The 15,924-nt window shown below is 68.4% G+C and carries 14 protein-coding genes, 1 tRNA gene and 1 pseudogene; 11 read left to right on the top strand and 5 right to left on the bottom strand.

Features of this window, described 5'->3' with window-relative positions; all coding sequences use genetic code 11:
- Positions 1–2: 2 nt before the first annotated feature.
- From OHA68_RS05085 to OHA68_RS05070, 4 genes are all read left to right on the top strand, one after another.
- Positions 3–428, top strand: a complete 426-nt coding sequence (locus OHA68_RS05085) for a molybdenum cofactor biosynthesis protein MoaE (RefSeq protein WP_189141764.1) — start codon at positions 3–5, stop codon at positions 426–428.
- 9 nt (positions 429–437) lie between these two features.
- On the top strand, positions 438–1,475 hold the full coding sequence (locus OHA68_RS05080; protein WP_327106561.1) for a YlbL family protein: 1,038 nt from the start codon (positions 438–440) through the stop codon (positions 1,473–1,475).
- Positions 1,476–1,613: 138 nt separating this feature from the next.
- A complete protein-coding gene (locus OHA68_RS05075; protein WP_327106560.1) occupies positions 1,614–4,553 on the top strand; it encodes a UPF0182 family protein in 2,940 nt (979 codons plus the stop codon).
- A gap of 55 nt (positions 4,554–4,608) precedes the next feature.
- Positions 4,609–4,685, top strand: a tRNA-Met gene (locus OHA68_RS05070).
- A 290-nt stretch (positions 4,686–4,975) separates the two neighbouring features.
- Here OHA68_RS05070 and OHA68_RS05065 read toward each other — a convergent pair.
- Entirely contained in the window at positions 4,976–5,698 is a 723-nt protein-coding gene (locus tag OHA68_RS05065; RefSeq protein WP_327106559.1) for a TetR/AcrR family transcriptional regulator, read from the bottom strand.
- Between the two features lie 78 nt (positions 5,699–5,776).
- Between OHA68_RS05065 and OHA68_RS05060 the strand changes: the two genes are divergently transcribed.
- Positions 5,777–6,091, top strand: a complete 315-nt coding sequence (locus OHA68_RS05060) for a DUF1330 domain-containing protein (protein ID WP_327106558.1) — start codon at positions 5,777–5,779, stop codon at positions 6,089–6,091.
- Positions 6,092–6,114: 23 nt separating this feature from the next.
- On the opposite strand, the pseudogene OHA68_RS45510 reads toward OHA68_RS05060, so the two are convergent.
- From OHA68_RS45510 to OHA68_RS05050, 3 genes and pseudogenes are all read right to left on the bottom strand, one after another.
- Positions 6,115–6,322: pseudogene (locus OHA68_RS45510) on the bottom strand (IS30 family transposase); the annotation flags it as partial.
- Between the two features lie 696 nt (positions 6,323–7,018).
- A complete protein-coding gene (locus OHA68_RS05055; RefSeq protein ID WP_327106557.1) occupies positions 7,019–8,812 on the bottom strand; it encodes a DUF1996 domain-containing protein in 1,794 nt (597 codons plus the stop codon).
- A 126-nt stretch (positions 8,813–8,938) separates the two neighbouring features.
- Positions 8,939–9,304: a cupin domain-containing protein gene (locus OHA68_RS05050; protein WP_327106556.1), complete on the bottom strand. Its 366-nt coding sequence runs from the start codon at positions 9,302–9,304 to the stop codon at positions 8,939–8,941.
- A gap of 115 nt (positions 9,305–9,419) precedes the next feature.
- Here OHA68_RS05050 and OHA68_RS05045 point away from each other — a divergent pair, with 115 nt between their 5' ends.
- The 5 genes from OHA68_RS05045 to OHA68_RS05025 all read left to right on the top strand — a co-directional run bounded on the left by OHA68_RS05045 (position 9,420) and on the right by OHA68_RS05025 (position 13,779).
- Positions 9,420–10,085 (top strand): class I SAM-dependent methyltransferase, encoded by a 666-nt coding sequence (locus OHA68_RS05045; RefSeq protein ID WP_327106555.1) that lies wholly within the window; start codon positions 9,420–9,422, stop codon positions 10,083–10,085.
- A gap of 156 nt (positions 10,086–10,241) precedes the next feature.
- On the top strand, positions 10,242–12,446 hold the full coding sequence (locus OHA68_RS05040) for a sensor histidine kinase (RefSeq protein WP_327106554.1): 2,205 nt from the start codon (positions 10,242–10,244) through the stop codon (positions 12,444–12,446).
- Positions 12,439–12,864, top strand: coding sequence for a roadblock/LC7 domain-containing protein (locus OHA68_RS05035; RefSeq protein ID WP_189141759.1), 426 nt, complete (start codon positions 12,439–12,441; stop codon positions 12,862–12,864). The genes OHA68_RS05040 and OHA68_RS05035 overlap by 8 nt, the downstream gene beginning before the upstream one ends.
- The gene (locus OHA68_RS05030) at positions 12,861–13,211 is read left to right on the top strand and encodes a DUF742 domain-containing protein (RefSeq protein WP_189141758.1); all 351 of its coding nucleotides are present in this window, start codon (positions 12,861–12,863) and stop codon (positions 13,209–13,211) included. The genes OHA68_RS05035 and OHA68_RS05030 overlap by 4 nt, the downstream gene beginning before the upstream one ends.
- Complete coding sequence (locus tag OHA68_RS05025; protein WP_189141757.1) at positions 13,192–13,779, top strand: GTP-binding protein; 588 nt, start codon at positions 13,192–13,194, stop codon at positions 13,777–13,779. Before OHA68_RS05030 ends, OHA68_RS05025 begins: the two co-directional genes overlap by 20 nt.
- Positions 13,780–13,784: 5 nt before the next feature.
- On the opposite strand, the gene OHA68_RS05020 is transcribed toward OHA68_RS05025, so the two are convergent.
- A complete protein-coding gene (locus OHA68_RS05020) occupies positions 13,785–15,089 on the bottom strand; it encodes a glycoside hydrolase family 6 protein (protein WP_327106553.1) in 1,305 nt (434 codons plus the stop codon).
- A gap of 232 nt (positions 15,090–15,321) precedes the next feature.
- Between OHA68_RS05020 and OHA68_RS05015 the strand changes: the two genes are divergently transcribed.
- The gene (locus OHA68_RS05015) at positions 15,322–15,891 is read left to right on the top strand and encodes a hypothetical protein (protein WP_327106552.1); all 570 of its coding nucleotides are present in this window, start codon (positions 15,322–15,324) and stop codon (positions 15,889–15,891) included.
- Positions 15,892–15,924: the final 33 nt, after the last annotated feature.

The following is a 15,924-nucleotide window of genomic DNA, read 5'->3' as shown; positions in this document are numbered from 1 at the left end:
TCGTGGACGTTATCCGCTTGCTGGCAATTCGTGACACCGCGCTCTCCGTGGACGAGGTGATGGCCGCGGTGGGTGACCACGCGGCCGGCGGCACGACGCTCTTCGTGGGCACCGTGCGCGAGCAGGACCACGGCAAGCCCGTGACCAGGCTCTCCTACTCGGCGCACCCTTCGGCCGACAGCGAACTGCGGGCGGTGGCGGAAAAGGTGGTCACCGATTTCCCCGTGACCGCGCTCGCGGCCGTGCACCGGGTCGGCGACCTGGAGCTGGGCGACACGGCGGTGATCGTGGCCGTGGCCAGTCCGCACCGGCAGGAGGCGTTCCTGGCGGCGCGCAGGCTCATCGACGACCTCAAGTCCCAGGTGCCGATCTGGAAACATCAGGTGTTCGCCGATGGGTCGACCGAGTGGGTCGGCGCCTGCGAATAAGCTCGATCCATGTCACGACGCGCCCTGACCCTGCTGGTTTCGGCCTTTCTCGTGCTCGCCCTCGGGATCGTGGGGGCGCTGTCGAAGGTGCCGTACGTCGTGCTCAGTCCCGGCCCGACCGAGGACACCCTCGGCAAGGTGGACAACAAACCGGTGATCACGATCAGTGGGCGGGAGACGTACCCGACCGATGGTGAGCTGAGGCTCGTCACCGTCGCCTACCAGGGCGGGCCCAACGCCAAGATCGACCTGCTGACCGCGCTGCGCGGCTGGATCGATCCGACCGTGGCCGTGGTGCCGCAGGAGACCATTTTCGCCCCCGACCGCTCTCAGCAGCAGGTCGAGGAGGAGAACACGGTCGAGATGACCAACTCCCAGGACAACGCGACGGCCGCCGCGCTCACCGAGCTCAAGATTCCCTACACCACCGTCATCTCGGTGGTCTCCACCGTGAAGGACCAGCCCGCCGCCGGCAAGCTGCTGAAGGGCGACGAGATCGTCGCGGTGGACGGCAAGCCGGTCAGCGAGATCGATGCGGTCGGCGAGGCGGTCAGGGCGCGCGGCCCGGGCGAGCAGGTGACGTTCGGCGTCGTCAGAGGCGAGCAGAAGCTCGACGTCGCGGTGAAGACCATCGGGGAGCGGGGCAAGGCCATGGTCGGGGTGACCATGCAGGCCAAGTACAAGTTCCCGTTCGAGGTGGACATCAACGTGGGCGACGTGGGCGGGCCGAGCGCCGGGCTGATGTTCTCGCTCGGCATCGTGGACAAACTCACCCGCGGCCCGCTCACCGGCGGCAAGCAGATCGCGGGCACGGGCACGATCACCCCCGAAGGCGAGGTGGGACCGATCGGCGGCATCGCCCAGAAGATGGTCGGCGCCCGTGACGCGGGGGCCACCGTCTTCCTCACGCCGGCCGACAACTGCGCCGAGGCCGTCAAGGGCGTGCCCGACGGGCTGCGGCTGGTCAAGGCGGAGACGTTGAGCGGCGCGGTGCAGGCGCTCGACGCGATCAACACGGGGAAAGGTGAGGTGCCTTCTTGTAGCTAGGGACGAAACTTCCTGCTATCGCCGTGCGTTAGTCGTAGGGATGGCACCGCGGTGTAGGTTGCCAGACACGGACCGTTTCTTCATCACGACGAGGGGTTGGCCTTGAGCTTCCGGACCCCAGGAGCCGGCGGCAGGGCGATGCGTTTGCCCCGCCGACCGCGACTGCTTCTGCCTGTCGCGATCGCACTCGTGGCGATTGTGGCACTTTTCTTCCTTTTTTCCGGGATTTATACGGATTATCTATGGTTTGACGCCATCGATTACATTCCGGTCTTCTCCGGTGTGCTGCTGACCGAGATCGTGCTGTTCCTCATCGGGGCGCTGCTCATGGTCGGCATCGTCGGCGGCAACATGCTGCTGGCCTTCAGGACCCGGCCGATGTTCGGGCCCGCCATGTTCGGTGGCGGCAGCGGCGCCGACCGTTATCGCATGGCCATCGACCCGCATCGCAAGCTCATCTTCATCGTCGGCATGGCGATGATCGGGCTTTTCGCGGGCTCGTCCCTCGCCGGTCAGTGGCCGACGTGGATGCAGTTCGTCAACGGGGAGCCGTTCGGCAAGACGGACGAGCAGTTCAAGATGGACATCTCGTTCTTCACCTTCGAACTTCCGTTCATCGAGATGGTGCTGAACTTCCTGTTCACCGCCGTCATCATCGCGACCATCCTCGCGGCGATCACCCATTACCTCTACGGCGGATTCAGGCTGCAGTCGCCCGGCGTGCACGCATCCCGCGCCGCACGGGTCCACCTGTCGGTCCTGGTCGGCGTCTTCGTGCTGCTCAAGGCCGTCGCCTACTGGTTCGACCGGTTCGCCCTGGTCTTCTCCGAGCGCGGGTTCGTGAACGGCGCCTCCTACACGGACATCAACGCCGTGCTGCCCGCCAAGACCATCCTCGCGATCATCGCGCTGATCTGCGCCGTGCTGTTCTTCGCCGGCGTCTTCCGGCCGGGCGGCATGCTGCCCGGCGTGTCCCTCGGTCTGCTGGTGCTCTCGGCCGTGCTGATCGGCGGCGTCTACCCGCTGCTGGTCGAGCAGTTCCAGGTCAAGCCCAACCAGCAGGGCAAGGAAGCCGCGTTCATCGGCCGCAACATCACGGCGACGCGGGACGCGTACAAGATCGGTGATGCGGAGATCACTCCCTACACCGCCGAGGCCGACCCGAGCAAGGTGCAGGTCAACGGCGACGCCTCGGTCTCGGGCGTGCGCCTGCTCGACCCGGCGCTCGTGTCCGCGACCTACGAGCAGACCCAGCGCATCCGCGGCTTCTACGCCTTCTCCGACCAGCTCGACGTCGACCGCTATCCCGACTCGACCGGCAAGCTCGTCGACCACATCATCGGCGTCCGCGAGCTGACCGGGCCGCCCCAGGGCCAGAACAACTGGATCAACCGGCACCTCGTCTACACCCACGGCTACGGCATCGTGACCGCGCCGGGCAACAAGGTCGACTCCGGTGGCCTGCCTGACTACGACGCCAAGAACATGCCGGTCACCGGCCCCCTGGCGTCCAGCACCGCGCTCAAGGAATCGCGCATCTACTTCGGCGAGCACGAGAACAACCAGCAGTACGCCATCGCCGGCGGCAACCCGAGCAGGCCGCAGGAGCTCGACTACCCGGAGACGGGCGGCACCGGCCAGGCGAACACCACCTACACCGGCGCGGGCGGCGTGCCCGTCGGCTCGTTCATCAACAGGCTGTTCTACGCCGCCAAGTACGGCGAGGTGAACATCCTGCTCTCGGGCGACATCAACGACAATTCCAAGATCCTGTACGAGCGCAACCCGCGCCAGCGGATCCAGAAGGTCGCCCCGTTCCTGACCCTCGACTCCAACCCTTACCCGGCGATCGTCGACGGGCGGGTCACCTGGATCGTGGACGCCTACACCACGTCCAACGCCTACCCCTACTCGCAGAGCGAGAGCCTCGGCGAGATGACCAGGGACCTGTCCACGGACCGCTCCCGCGTCATCGCCCAGCAGCCGCAGGACAAGATCAACTACATCCGCAACTCCGTCAAGGCCACGGTCGACGCCTACGACGGCACCGTCACCCTCTACGGCTGGGACGCCAACGACCCGATCCTGAAGACCTGGAGCAAGGCCTTCCCCGGGGTCATCCGCCCGGCCGCCGAGATGAGCCAGGACCTGCGCGCCCACGTGCGCTACCCGGAAGACCTGTTCAAGGTGCAGCGCTATACCCTGTCGCGCTACCACATCACCGACGCCGCGGCCTTCTACAGCGGCCAGGACTTCTGGAACGTCCCCAACGACCCGTCGCAGGGCGACCGCAACATCAAGCAGCCGCCCTACTACCTGACCACCACGATGCCGGGTGGCCAGCCGACGTTCTCCCTGACGACGACGTTCGTCCCCAGGGAGGGGCCCAACCTGGCCGCCTTCATGGCGGTCGACTCAACGGCCGGTCCCAACTACGGCAAACTCCGCGTCCTGCGCATGCCGTCCAACACCCCGATCCCCGGTCCGGGCCAGGCCCAGAACTCCTTCCAGAGCCGGTTCGCCGGTGAGCTCAACCTGCTGGGAGTCGGCGCGTCGGCGGTCCGGTACGGCAACCTGCTGACGCTGCCCTACGCGGGCGGGCTGGTCTACATCGAGCCCGTCTACATCCAGGTGGCGGCCGGCGGCGGCCAGGAGCCGTACCCGATCCTGCAGCGGGTGCTGGTGTCGTTCGGCAGCAAGATCGGCGTCGACCGCACCCTGGAGGGGGCGCTCGCCCAGGTCTTCGGCGGCGAGCAGCAGACGCAGACGGACGAGAACGCCCAGCAGGAGAACAAGCCGACCGAGAACAACCAGGCCGCCACGGCCCTGTCGACGGCCATCTCCGAGGCTGAGAAGGCCTACGACGACGCCCAGAAGGCCCTGCAGACCGACCCGCCGAACTGGGTCGAGTACGGCAAGGCTCAGCAGCGGCTGGACGACGCCCTGGAGAAGCTGAAGACGGCCGGCGCCCAGCCGGTGCCTTCGGCCGGCCCCACGGCTACGCCCTCGGCGACACCCAGCGCCACGCCGACGGCGACACCGACAGGCTCTCCCGCCCCGTCGCCGACGGGGGGTTAGGGCCAGTCAGTTTGCGTAAGCCCCGTGTCAGGGATAGTCTTTAGACACACACCGACGCGGGGTGGAGCAGTTCGGTAGCTCGCTGGGCTCATAACCCAGAGGTCGCAGGTTCAAATCCTGCCCCCGCTACCAGCGAAAAGGCTCCCAGGGATCATCCCTGGGAGCCTTTTCTATATCTGTGCAACCATCGGCCTCGCCCGTGACCCACCCCAAGCGACCACGCACCCTGCGCATGGTCCTCATCGTTGACAGCCATGGACAAGTGCACCGCCAGTAGAAACACAAAAAGCCCCTCCCGACCGGGGCGTATCCGAGGGCCGCAACACAGTGATCACTTACCGGTGGCGAACAGGCCTAGCGGGACGGGACCATGCGTGTATGACCCACGAGGAGCTGGTTCATGTCGCCGCCGGTTGAAGGCGCTAGGCCAGGCCCAGTGACCTGATCAGGTCAAGCATCTCGGCGTGGTGCAGCGCGGCTGGGTTGCCTGCGACGGGGTGGATGTGGCCGTCGATCTCCAGGGCCACCAGGCCGTGCATGCGGCCCCAGACGCGCAGGGCAAGCGCTGCCGCGGCGGGTGACACGTTCGGGAGGTCTGCCTGGATCTTCGCGACGTATTCCGGGTGGAGGTCGGACCAGGAGGTGTCATCGGGTTGAAGGTGGCGAGCGTGCGGCCATGCGGCCGCCACCAGGCGGGTCAGCTCGCGGCAAACGCGGCGTGCGGTCTGGTCCACCGGCCCGTCTACCGGAGGCTGGTAGCCGGGGATGGGGCGGCCGTAGAAGAGCCGGAAGCTCTCCGGATGCGCCAGCGCCCATTGCCTCAGGGCCTGGCCCCATGCGAGCAGCCTGCCACCGGGGTCGGTGGCGGGAACGGCGTTGGTGGCGGTCGTCAGCGCCTGCGCGAGCGATGCGGCGATTCCGCTCATCAGTGCCGTGATCAGGTCGTCCCGGGTGGGGAAGTAGCTGTAGATCGCGCGCGCGGTCATCCCCATCTCGCGGGCGATGCCGCGCAGTGAGATCGCTCCGGGCCCGCCTTCTGCCAGCTGCCGCAGCGCGATGGTCTTGATCTCCCGGCTCGTTTCCACCCGCAGCCGCTCCCGGCGACTCATCACGCCTGCGGCGTGTCCGCTCTCGTCGATGCTCACTTTGACCACGTTACAGGGATCCAATAGTATCCGCCGTTGAATTAGTACACGCCGTGTCCAATCGAAACGGAGATTGCCTTGCCTGCCTACGTCATCGTCAATGTCGGTGTGCTCGACCAGGAGGCCGGTATGGCCTATGCGCCCGTGGCCCAGAAGTCCATCCTCAGCCACGGCGGCCGTTACCTGGTCGCGGGCCCCACACCCGAGCCCGTCGAAGGCGACTGGAACTCCTCCCGGTTCCTGGTCATCGAGTTCCCCGACATGGACCGGATCCGGACGTGGTACGACTCCCCCGAGTACCGGCAGGCCCGGGAGATACGCGAGGGCAAGGTCGAGATGGGGATGTTGTTCGTCGAGGGCTCGCCGCCCGAGGGCTTCTCCCTTCCGGCCTAGCCAATGGCGGTAACCGGACAGGCGGGAACGGCGCGGTCGTCGGCCTCGGCGGGCCGCTCGCTGATCATGAGCATCGGGGCGGAGCAGCGGGAAGCTTCTGTGCAGGCTCTGGACGATCTGCTCCGGGCTTCAGCGCTTGTGCGGGTGCTTGTGAATGTGGGCCCGTAACTCCGGGTTCTGCCCGATCTTGCTGAGCTTGGGGCAGAGCCGGCGCGCGTCAGCACGAGCCTGTTCAGAGGGCTACCAGTTAGCTCGCTCATAGCCCGCGGAGACGATGTACTTCGCGCCCGTCGATGGGCACTCCGCCACACTCGTGTACTTCGCTGGGAGCACCCAGGGACCATATGTGAAGCCGCCGAGGCCGGTTTTCGGGTCGGCAGTGCAGTAGGCCATCGCTCGCACGTGGCCTGTTCCGCCCGTGCATTTGGCCCTGGCCGTATCGGTGTCGAGATTCTTCCACGCAGTACATCCAGTGGGCCACGCGTATGCGGGGCTCGGGTTGATCAGGACGAGCGTGCTTGCCGCAATCGCGAGCGTGAGTGCCAGGCGCTTCATGAGTCCTCCGTGAGATGTCGATGATCCGGCCGGGAAGAGCGTGGCATGCGCCGGTATGTCGGCGGTATGTCCTATAGGGCCTCGCCGTTCAGCACGCGGTGAACAGAGGAGGTCAGGGCCGTACCAGCGGCCTGGAGGGCAGCGATGCCCAGTGAGCTTGCTCCGCTTTTGACGGATTGATGATCAGGCTCACCACATCGGAGCCGGGGGTGATTTCGTTGGAAACGAAAGCCCGAGGGCTTCATGTGTCCTAAGTCGACTGCCCGATGCCTTCCCCGGTATCACGGCCGAGCTTGGTGGGCCGTACATCACAACGGCCGGACTCGACGTGTGGGGCGAGTCCGGCCGGATGTGGGGTTGGGAGTCAGGCCATCAGCACCTCCTGCCGTTGTTGATGCACTGGACGATGGTCTCCATGAGCTGATCCGAGATCACGCCGATGGCGCCGACGTGGTCGGTGATCGGGCTGTGGCGTTCGCTGGCGAAGGAGTCCACGGCGAAGGGGACGTCCGTGCCGTTGGGGCGGGTGTTGGGAAGGTTGTTGTAGATCAGCGTCATGCGCAGTTGCGGCACGGCTTTGGTGCCGCTCGGGCAGGCGCCGTTGTCATCCGGGAAGACGAGGTGGTCGCGGTGGTTGGCGCTGTCGATGTTCTGGCCGTCCCAGCAACTCGGCATGTCGAAGATGCGGGTCACTCGGCTGCCGGAGGGGCAGATCGGGTATTTGTCGGTGATGCGGTCGGTGAAACCGGTGCAGGTCCAGACCGGCCTGGCGTTGGCCGGGCCGTTGGTCACCGCCTTGGCGTCGCCGAAGTTGAGCCTCAGGAACCGCGGGGCCGCCGTGACCGGCGAGGTGGGATTGCCGCGGTACTCCAGTCGCGCCACTGACGCCCGCACCGGCGTGCCGATGTTGTTCTTGTCCACCTCCGGCGCGCCAGGCTCGTCGTTGGGCCCCCGCACGCGGAGGACCGGCCAGAAGTAGGTCGTCTGGTCAGCCTTGTTGCGGCACGTGGTGTCGGAGGCGGCGAGGCTCTCGTTGGTGGAGAAGGCGTCGGCCGACACGTTGCCCACGTAGTCGTGCAGGTGCTGGGCAGCGTTGACCACGCCGGGGGCGTTGATCAGGTTGTCGGTGTTGCGATGCTCTTCCTCGTTCGTGCCGCAATCGGAGACGAACACGCCCCTGGAGCCGTTCCCGCGCGCCTGCGGTTGCCGGGTGCGTGCGACCTGCCGGATGTCGATGAAGTCCTCGGCCGACGGTCCGATGGCCGCCGCGATCTCCTCCTCGCTCTGGTCGCCGCCGTTCTGACCGTCATCGTTCTGGCCGTCGGTCGGCTGAGGGCTGGGTGAGCCGGTCCCCGGGTCGGGCGCGGGTGCGCCGGCATCGTCGAGGCTGCAGGGAGCGAGGGCGGCCAGGTTGTCGGGGCGTTCGGCGGATCGGCTGATGGCTATGGCGATGCGGTCGAGGGTGGCGGCGCGTTTGTCGGAGAGGGGGCGGAGGATGGCGTTCTGGACGAAGTTGGGGCCGCCTTCTCCTTGGGAATCGGCGAGTCGGTTGTTGGCTTCCTGGATCTGGGTTTCCAGGAGGGCCAGGTTCCGGTCGACTTCGTCCTGGGCGGCGGCCGGGATCTCCGGGAGCTGGTCGGCGACGCCCGGGCAGACGATGCGCTGCGCGCCGTCCTGCGCCGGAGGCGGCGAGGTGGCGTTGTCGTCAGGGGCGGGACTGGGGCTGGGGCTCGAGGTGGTGCCGTTGCCGCCGGACTCGCTGAGCCTGCACGTGGCGAGGGCGGCCAGGTTGCCGGGGCGTTCGGCGGATCGGCCGATGGCTATGGCGATGCGGTCGAGGGTGGCGGCGCGTTTGTCGGCGAGAGGGCGGAGGATGGCGTTCTGGACGAAGTTGGGGCCGCCTTCTCCTTGGGAATCGGCGAGTCGGTTGTTGGCTTCCTGGATCTGGGTTTCCAGGGAGGCCAGGTCCCGGTCGACTTCGTCCTGGGCGGCGGCCGGGATCTCCGGGAGCCGGTCGGCGACGCCCGGGCAGACGATGGTCTCCGCCGCCAGGCTGCTGGCCTGGGCGGATAACGGAGCGCCGGACAGGACCAGCGCGATGCTGCCGCCTATCGCAACGGCGCCCCACCATGCTCCGCGCCCTCTTCTCCCCGATCTCATATGCATGCGACCTCTCCTTCCGGTCTTGGGAAAGCCCGGTTTCGGAGTGGTACGGGAGAAAGATTGTCTGGGTTCAGCCGCCCCAACAAGAAGCCCTCCGGGAGCGGTCATCCCGGAGGGGCGGTCGAGCGGTCAGCCTTCGTCGCGGTCCGCCTCTTCCTTGGTGTGGTGGACGACCCCGTCCGCGTGGTCCGGAGGCCCGTACACCGTGTAGAGGACCAGCGGGTTGACGCCGGTGTTGATGAAGTTGTGCCGAGTCCCGGCCGGTACGGCGACCAGGTCTCCCTGGTTGACCTCACGGACCTCGCCCCCGACCCGCGCCTCGCCGGTGCCGGCGACGAAGGTCAGGATCTGGTCGTTCTCCTCGTGAACCTCGTCGCCGATCTCGCCCCCAGGCGGGATGGTCATGATGACCAACTGGCTGTGTTCCCCGGTCCACAGGACACGGCGGAAGTCGGCACTCTTCTCGGCGATGGTGGCGATGGTGAAGTGCTGCACGGTTCTCTCGCTCCCGTAATGATCAGGCGCACGGACTCCCGCGCTACTACCCCGCACCCGCCGCCGGTCACCCAGATACCCGGAATTCCCGCACAAAGCGGGTTATGACCCGATCATGAGCGCGAGATATGACGGTCTGGCCGAATGGTACGACGACTACATCGGCTCCACCGCCGCCGCGAACTTCCCGGACATCACCGACATCCTCGGCCCCGGCGACGGGCTCTGCCTGGACCTGGGCTGCGGCACCGGACGCTACCTCGACATGATCCGTGCCACCGGCAGGACCGTGGTCGGCCTCGACCGGTCGGACGACCAGTTACGGCTGGCCCGCGGCAGGGACGCGGCGCCGCTCCTGCGGAGCGACGGGACGGCGCTGCCGTTCGCCGGCGGGGTGTTCGACACGGTCACCGCACTCTGGGTCTCCACCGACCTCGACGATTTCCCCGGCGTGCTGAGGGAGGCCGCGCGGGTCCTGCGGCCCGGCGGGATGCTGCTCTTCTACGGCGTGCACCCGTGCTTCAACGGCCCGCACATCGAGAACAGGGAGGACGGCGCGCTCATCATCCACCCCACCTACCGCAGGACGGGCTGGCACCCGCGCTCGCCGTGGTGGCGCGATGGCGGTCTCAGGGAGCGGCTCGGGATGCATCAGCTTCCGCTGCCTGACCTGCTCAACGCCTTCATGGACGCCGGTCTGAGCCTCGACCGGGTGTACGAGCCGCGCGAGGACCCCATCCCGCGCATCCTGGCGATCCGGGCGACGAGGGATCGCCGGTGAGGACGGACTTTCCGGGCTACCTGATATCAAAATCTCAACTTTTGTAACAGCGGGTTGTCGCCCAGGAGCGTCACGTGCATAGTGGGGCAAATCACAGTGCACTCGCGGCACTTGCCACCCACAACCGGCAGATCGACTAGCGGATTGGACCTAGCGATGAGCTCCACCCCGCCGATCCGCTCGAAGATCCTCAAGATCCTGCTGGTGCCCCTGATCTCGCTGGTCGCCCTGTGGGCGTTCCTCTCGTACAGCATGGTGGCGGAGACCTCGGGGTTCGCGCAGAGCAGGAGCGAGTGGGACGCGGTCGGCGCGCCCGCTCGCGCGCTGATCGTCGAGGTTCAGCGCGAGCGCCAGCTGTCCGCCGAGCTCGCCGGCGACACAGCGGGCGACACGGCGGGCGACGCGCGGCTCGCGGCGCAGCGGCAGCGCACCGACCAGGCCGTGACCCGGATCCGGGACGTGGCAGGTCAGGTGTCGGTGAGCGGCACGCCCCCCGAGGCGGTGCAGGGCCTGCTCAACGAGCTCGACGGGCTGTCCGCGGTACGGGCCGGCGCCGATCTGGAGGAGAAGACCCCGCTCGCCACGACCGAGAAGTACGACGCGGTGATCAGCGTCGCGCAACGCCAGTTCGGTGGTTCGGAGCGGGTCACCGAGGTGTCGTCGTACCGGGTGCTGCGCGGGCTGACCGCCTACAGCTCGGTCGCGGAGTACGCCGCCAGGGAGCACGCGGTGCTCACCCCGGTGCTGGCCCGCGGGGAGATGACCCAGGCCGAGCACGCGGCGTTCGTCGCGGCGATGACCTCCCGCCGGGTCCAGCTCGCCGATGCCGACCGCGACATCGGCCCCGACCTGCGGGAATGGCACGCCCAGCTGGCGGCGAGCGTCGCCTACCAGCGCTTCGAGCGAGCCGAGGACGCCGTCTTCGCCTGGGACCTGACCGGCAAGCCGCCGGTGGCCGCGGCCGACTGGCAGCGCGACGCGAGCGAGGCGTTCACCGGACTGACCGGCAACGCCGCCAAGGATCTGCAACGCGCCACGCTCAAGGGCGAGAGCCTCGTCGTCACCGGCCTGCTGCGCATCGTGCTGGTGGTGGGGCTCGGCCTGCTGGCCGTGGTGTTGTCGATCGTGCTCTCCTACCGCTTCGGCCGCTCCCTGGTCGACGAGCTGAAGAGGCTGCAGAGCTCGGCCGTCGAGCTGGCCGAGGTACGGCTGCCCAGGCTGGTCGAGCGGCTGCGCAGGGGAGAGGACGTCGACCCCGCGGAGACGCCGGAGCTGGACAGCGCCCGCACGGCCGAGGTGGCGGCCGTCGCCCGGGCGTTCTCGGACGTACAGCGGACCGCCGTACAGGCCGCCGTCGGCCAGGCCACCCTGCGCAGGGGCGTCGGCCAGGTCTTCCTGAACCTGGCCCGCCGCAACCAGGCCCTGCTGCACCGCCAGCTCAGCCTGCTCGACTCCATGGAGCGCAAGACCGAAGATCCGGACACCCTGGAGAACCTGTTCAAACTCGACCACTTCACCACCCGCATGCGCCGGCACGCGGAGAACCTGATCATCCTGTCCGACGCCGCCCCCGGCCGCCGCTGGCGCGACCCGGTGCCGATCTACGACGTGGCGCGGAGCGCGGCCCTGGAGGTCGAGGACTACACGCGGGTCACCATCCAGCCGATGCAGGCAGCGCCGCTGCTCGTCGGCAACGCGGTGACCGACGTGATCCACCTGATCGCCGAGCTGGTGGAGAACGCCACCGCCTTCTCCCCGCCGAACACCACCGTTCAGGTCCGCGGCCTGACCGCGGCGAACGGGTTCGCGGTGGAGGTCGAGGACTGCGGCCTCGGCGTCGAGCCCGCCGTCCTGGCCGAGCTCAACGCCCAGCTCGCCACCCCGCCCGAGTTCGACCTGGCCGGCACCGACCGGATGGGCATCTTCGTGGTCTCGCGACTGGCCGCCCGGCACGGGATCAAGGTCACGCTCCGCCCGTCGCCGTACGACGGGACGACCGCGATCCTCATGCTGCCCGCGAGCCTGCTCACGCCGGCCGCGCCGACCGGCTTCTCCCTGTTCGACGCCACCCGCTCCTACACATCCGCCAAGCCGGTACGTAAACCGATCCACCCCATCCAGTCACCGCCTGCCGCACCCGAGATCGACGACGACCTGGACGGGCTGCCTGTCCGGGTGCGGCAGACCAACATCGCACCACAACTGAGCGGTACACGTCTCAAACCGGACCGTGAAACCTCCGCCCGCTCTCCGCGGGAGCTCCTCGACCTGATGACCTCCATGCAGGAGGGATGGCGTCAAGGGCGCAGAGAGGTGGAAAGGGAACGAGACGTGCGCAACGAAAGGGATTCCCATGGCTGACGCTAGAGCTGAGCTGAGCTGGCTGCTCGACGACCTTACCCACCGGGTCGACGGCATACAGCACGCGGTCCTGTTGTCCGCCGACGGCCTGACGATGGGCGGCTCCAAGGCGCTGACGAGGGAGGACACCGAGCACCTCGCGGCCATCGCGGCCGGCAGCCACGGCCTGGCCTCGGGCACCGGGCGGCATTTCGGACTCGGCGGTGTACGTCAGACGATCTTCGAGATGGAGGGTGGCTTCCTCTTCGTCACGGCCGCCGGACAGGGCGCCAGACTGGCCGTGCTGGCGGCGGGCGACGCCGAGCTCGGACTGGTCACGTACGAGATGGCACTGCTCGTCAAGCGGGTGGGCCAGCACCTGAGCGCCCAGCCGCGAGGAGCGGCACCCGCACCCGCCTGGAACGGCATGGCGCCATGACGGATGCGGATCCAGGGCCTCTGATCAGGCTGTACGGCCTGACGGGCGGCCGGGCGCGGCCGCCCGGCGAGGCGTTCGATCTGGTGGCCATCGTCACGACGATCATGACGCCGATCGAGCCGGTCGGCCTGAATCCGGAACACCACGCCATGCTGACCATCTGCCACGAGCCGACCCCCGTGGCCGACGTGGCGGCGCAGCTCGGGCTGCCGCTCAACATCACCCGCGTGCTCCTCGGCGACCTCCGGCGCGAAGGCCTGGTCGACATCGCCGCACCGCAGCCCGTCGACGAGACGATCGATGAACGTACCTACAGGGATGTACTGCATGGAATACGCAGGCTTTGACCGCCCCCGGCTCTCCGGAGGTACGCTCACCGCCACTGCCCTGAAGATCCTTGTGGCAGGAGGGTTCGGCGTGGGCAAGACCACCATGGTCGGCACCATCAGCGAAATACGTCCCCTGCACACCGAGGAACTGCTGAGCGACCGCGGCGTAGGCGTGGACGACATTTCGGGCGTGGAGACCAAGATCGCCACCACGGTGGCACTGGACTTCGGCCGCATCACCATCCGCGACGGCCTGTGGCTCTACCTGTTCGGCACGCCGGGACAGGATCGCTTCTGGTTCATGTGGGAGGAGCTGGCGCTGGGCGCGCTGGGGGCGGTCGTCCTGGTCGACACCCGGCGGCTGCAGGACTGCTTCCCCGCCGTGGACTACTTCGAGAAGCTCGACCTCCCCTTCGTGGTCGCGGTCAACTGCTTCGACGGCGCCCGCCGCCACGATGCGGCGAAGGTGCGGCGGGCGCTGGGGCTGGACGAGTCCACCCCGCTCATCATGTGTGACGCCCGCGACCGCGCCTCCGTCAAAGAGGTGCTGACCACCCTGGTCACCCACTCGATGAGCATCCGCTAGCGACGTCAGGACGCCGTGCAGGTGAGGGGTGACGGCGTGCTGCCGTCGCCGTTCCCGCTGCCGAGGAAGCCGAACGTGGTCGTCGCGTTCGGCGCGATGCCGCCGTTCCAGCCGAGGTCGGTGACCGTGACGCCGCCGGAGGTCGAGAGGTTGCCGTTCCACAACTGCGAGATGGACTGCCCGCCGGGGAAGGCCCAGCGCACCCGCCAGCCCGCCGTGGGCGACGACCCGGTGTTCCGCACCGTGACCTCCGCCTGGAAACCGTCCGCCCACGTGCGGATCACCCGGTACGACGCGGCGCACCCCGCCGGTGTCACCGTGGGAGTGACGGTGGGGGTGACGGTGGGCGACGGCGCCGCCGAGGCCAGGTCGTAGGCCCGCTGCGGCACGAACTGGCCCGCGGCGGCGAGACAGCCGTCGGCCTCGCCCGGAGGCTTCACCCACAGGAACGCGTCGATGGCCGGGTCCCCGGTCTCGGTGGTGCTCCAGGTGCCGGTGGCCCGGCCTGCCGGATCACACCACTCGCTGCCCGCCGGCCCGTTGCCGTTGCGGCTGGTGTCCACGACCGCGCCCAGCCCGGAGACCCCGGTCGCGGCGATGACGCTCTTGGCGAACGACACCAGGCCCGCCGTGGCGCGGTAGTTCGAGGTGTTGACGGCGATGCCGTCGGCGCTGCTTGCCACGCGCGCGCCGTTCAGCCGGGCGGCGGCCTCCGAGGATGACAGCCAGGCGTCGTGGCCGATGTCGAAGTAGACGTTCACCTGGGCGGACGTGGCGTTGAAGCGCTCCCCGGCATAGGCCATGGAGGCCTGGACCTCGGCCTGCTGGGCGGCGTTCATGCAGCTGGACATGATGGCCAGCGCGTCCGGCTCCAGGATGATGGTGGCCGGCCGCCCGCCCAGACCCGCCGCGATCTGGGCGATCCAGCCCCGGTACGCCGCGTGGTCGGGAGCTCCGCCCGCGCTCGGGCCGCCGCAGTCGCGGTTCGGCATGGCGTACACGACCATGATGGGGATCTTGCCCGCCGCCGCGGCGGCGCCCACGTACGCGTCGACCTGGCCGCGCACGGTCGCCGGGTTGTAGGTGGCGAACCAGCGGCCCTGCGGGACGGCGGCGATCCGGTCTCTGATCACGGCGGCGCGGCTGTCGCCGGGGTTGGCGGCCACCCACGTGGCCGCGCTGGTCAGCGGATCCACGTAGAACGTGGACTCGGCGGCCTGGACGGCGGACGAGGTGAAGACGACCGTCCCCGCCGCGACCGTGGCGAGCGCGGTGAGGATGCCGGCCAGGAGGGGTCTTCTGCGAGACATGGATGCTCCGTCCGATGACGTGGGTGCTTTGGGAGCGCTCCCATCGGTTGTCTCGGATGGTAGGGAGACACGGCCGCGACCAGAAGGGGCGGCGGCCGCCGACGTACCCGCTCCCGCCAAAGGCACAGGCTGGACAGGTCGGCCGTGCGCCGAGCGGCTGAAAGTTTCAACCGTCAGGACGGTTCTTGGCAGGTCGCCCGGGATCTTGGTGCGGACTTGCTATCGTCGGCGTGTGCCCGTTCCCGCCCCGCCCGCGCGCAAGCGGATGCGGGGTCTCTGGCTCGTGGTCCCGCCGTTGCTCGCGACCCTGGCCAGCCTGATCGGCGCCGTGTTTCCTGGAGGCAGCCTCTATGTCTGGTCCTATGCGTTCCTCTTCTGGCTGATCGCGGCCGGCTGCTGGGGGGTGCTGCTCTACCTGCCGGGTCGCCGACGGCATGCGGCGGTCGCCGTCGCGCCGGTGCTCGCTGTCGTGACGTGCGGCGCCATGGCCGCGGACCTGCCCATCCGGGTGGCCTTCGCGGTCTCCGAGCCGGCGCTGTCCGACTATGTGAGCTCGCTGCCGCTGCATCCGGAGAGCATGACGCTGGGCGATGCCGAAGCCGGGCTGGGCGTCGACTGGGTGGGAGTCTTCCCCGTCGGACGTGCCGTCCGCCACGAGGGCAGCTCCAACCTCAGCGTGATCGGAGCAGGCGGGTGGCTGGAATTCTGCGGGCTCACCTATGCGACGGGCGATGGGAAGATCCGGTCGTCCTCCGTCGACCACCTCTCCGGCCGGTGGTACGTGACCTGCGATGACTTCTGACCGCTGCCCGCTTCCCGCCGTCGGGGTCTTGCC

Origin of the sequence: Nonomuraea glycinis, from assembly GCF_035920485.1 — a bacterium.
Lineage (GTDB): Bacteria > Actinomycetota > Actinomycetes > Streptosporangiales > Streptosporangiaceae > Nonomuraea > Nonomuraea glycinis.
This window is presented reverse-complemented; position numbering and strand designations above follow the sequence as displayed.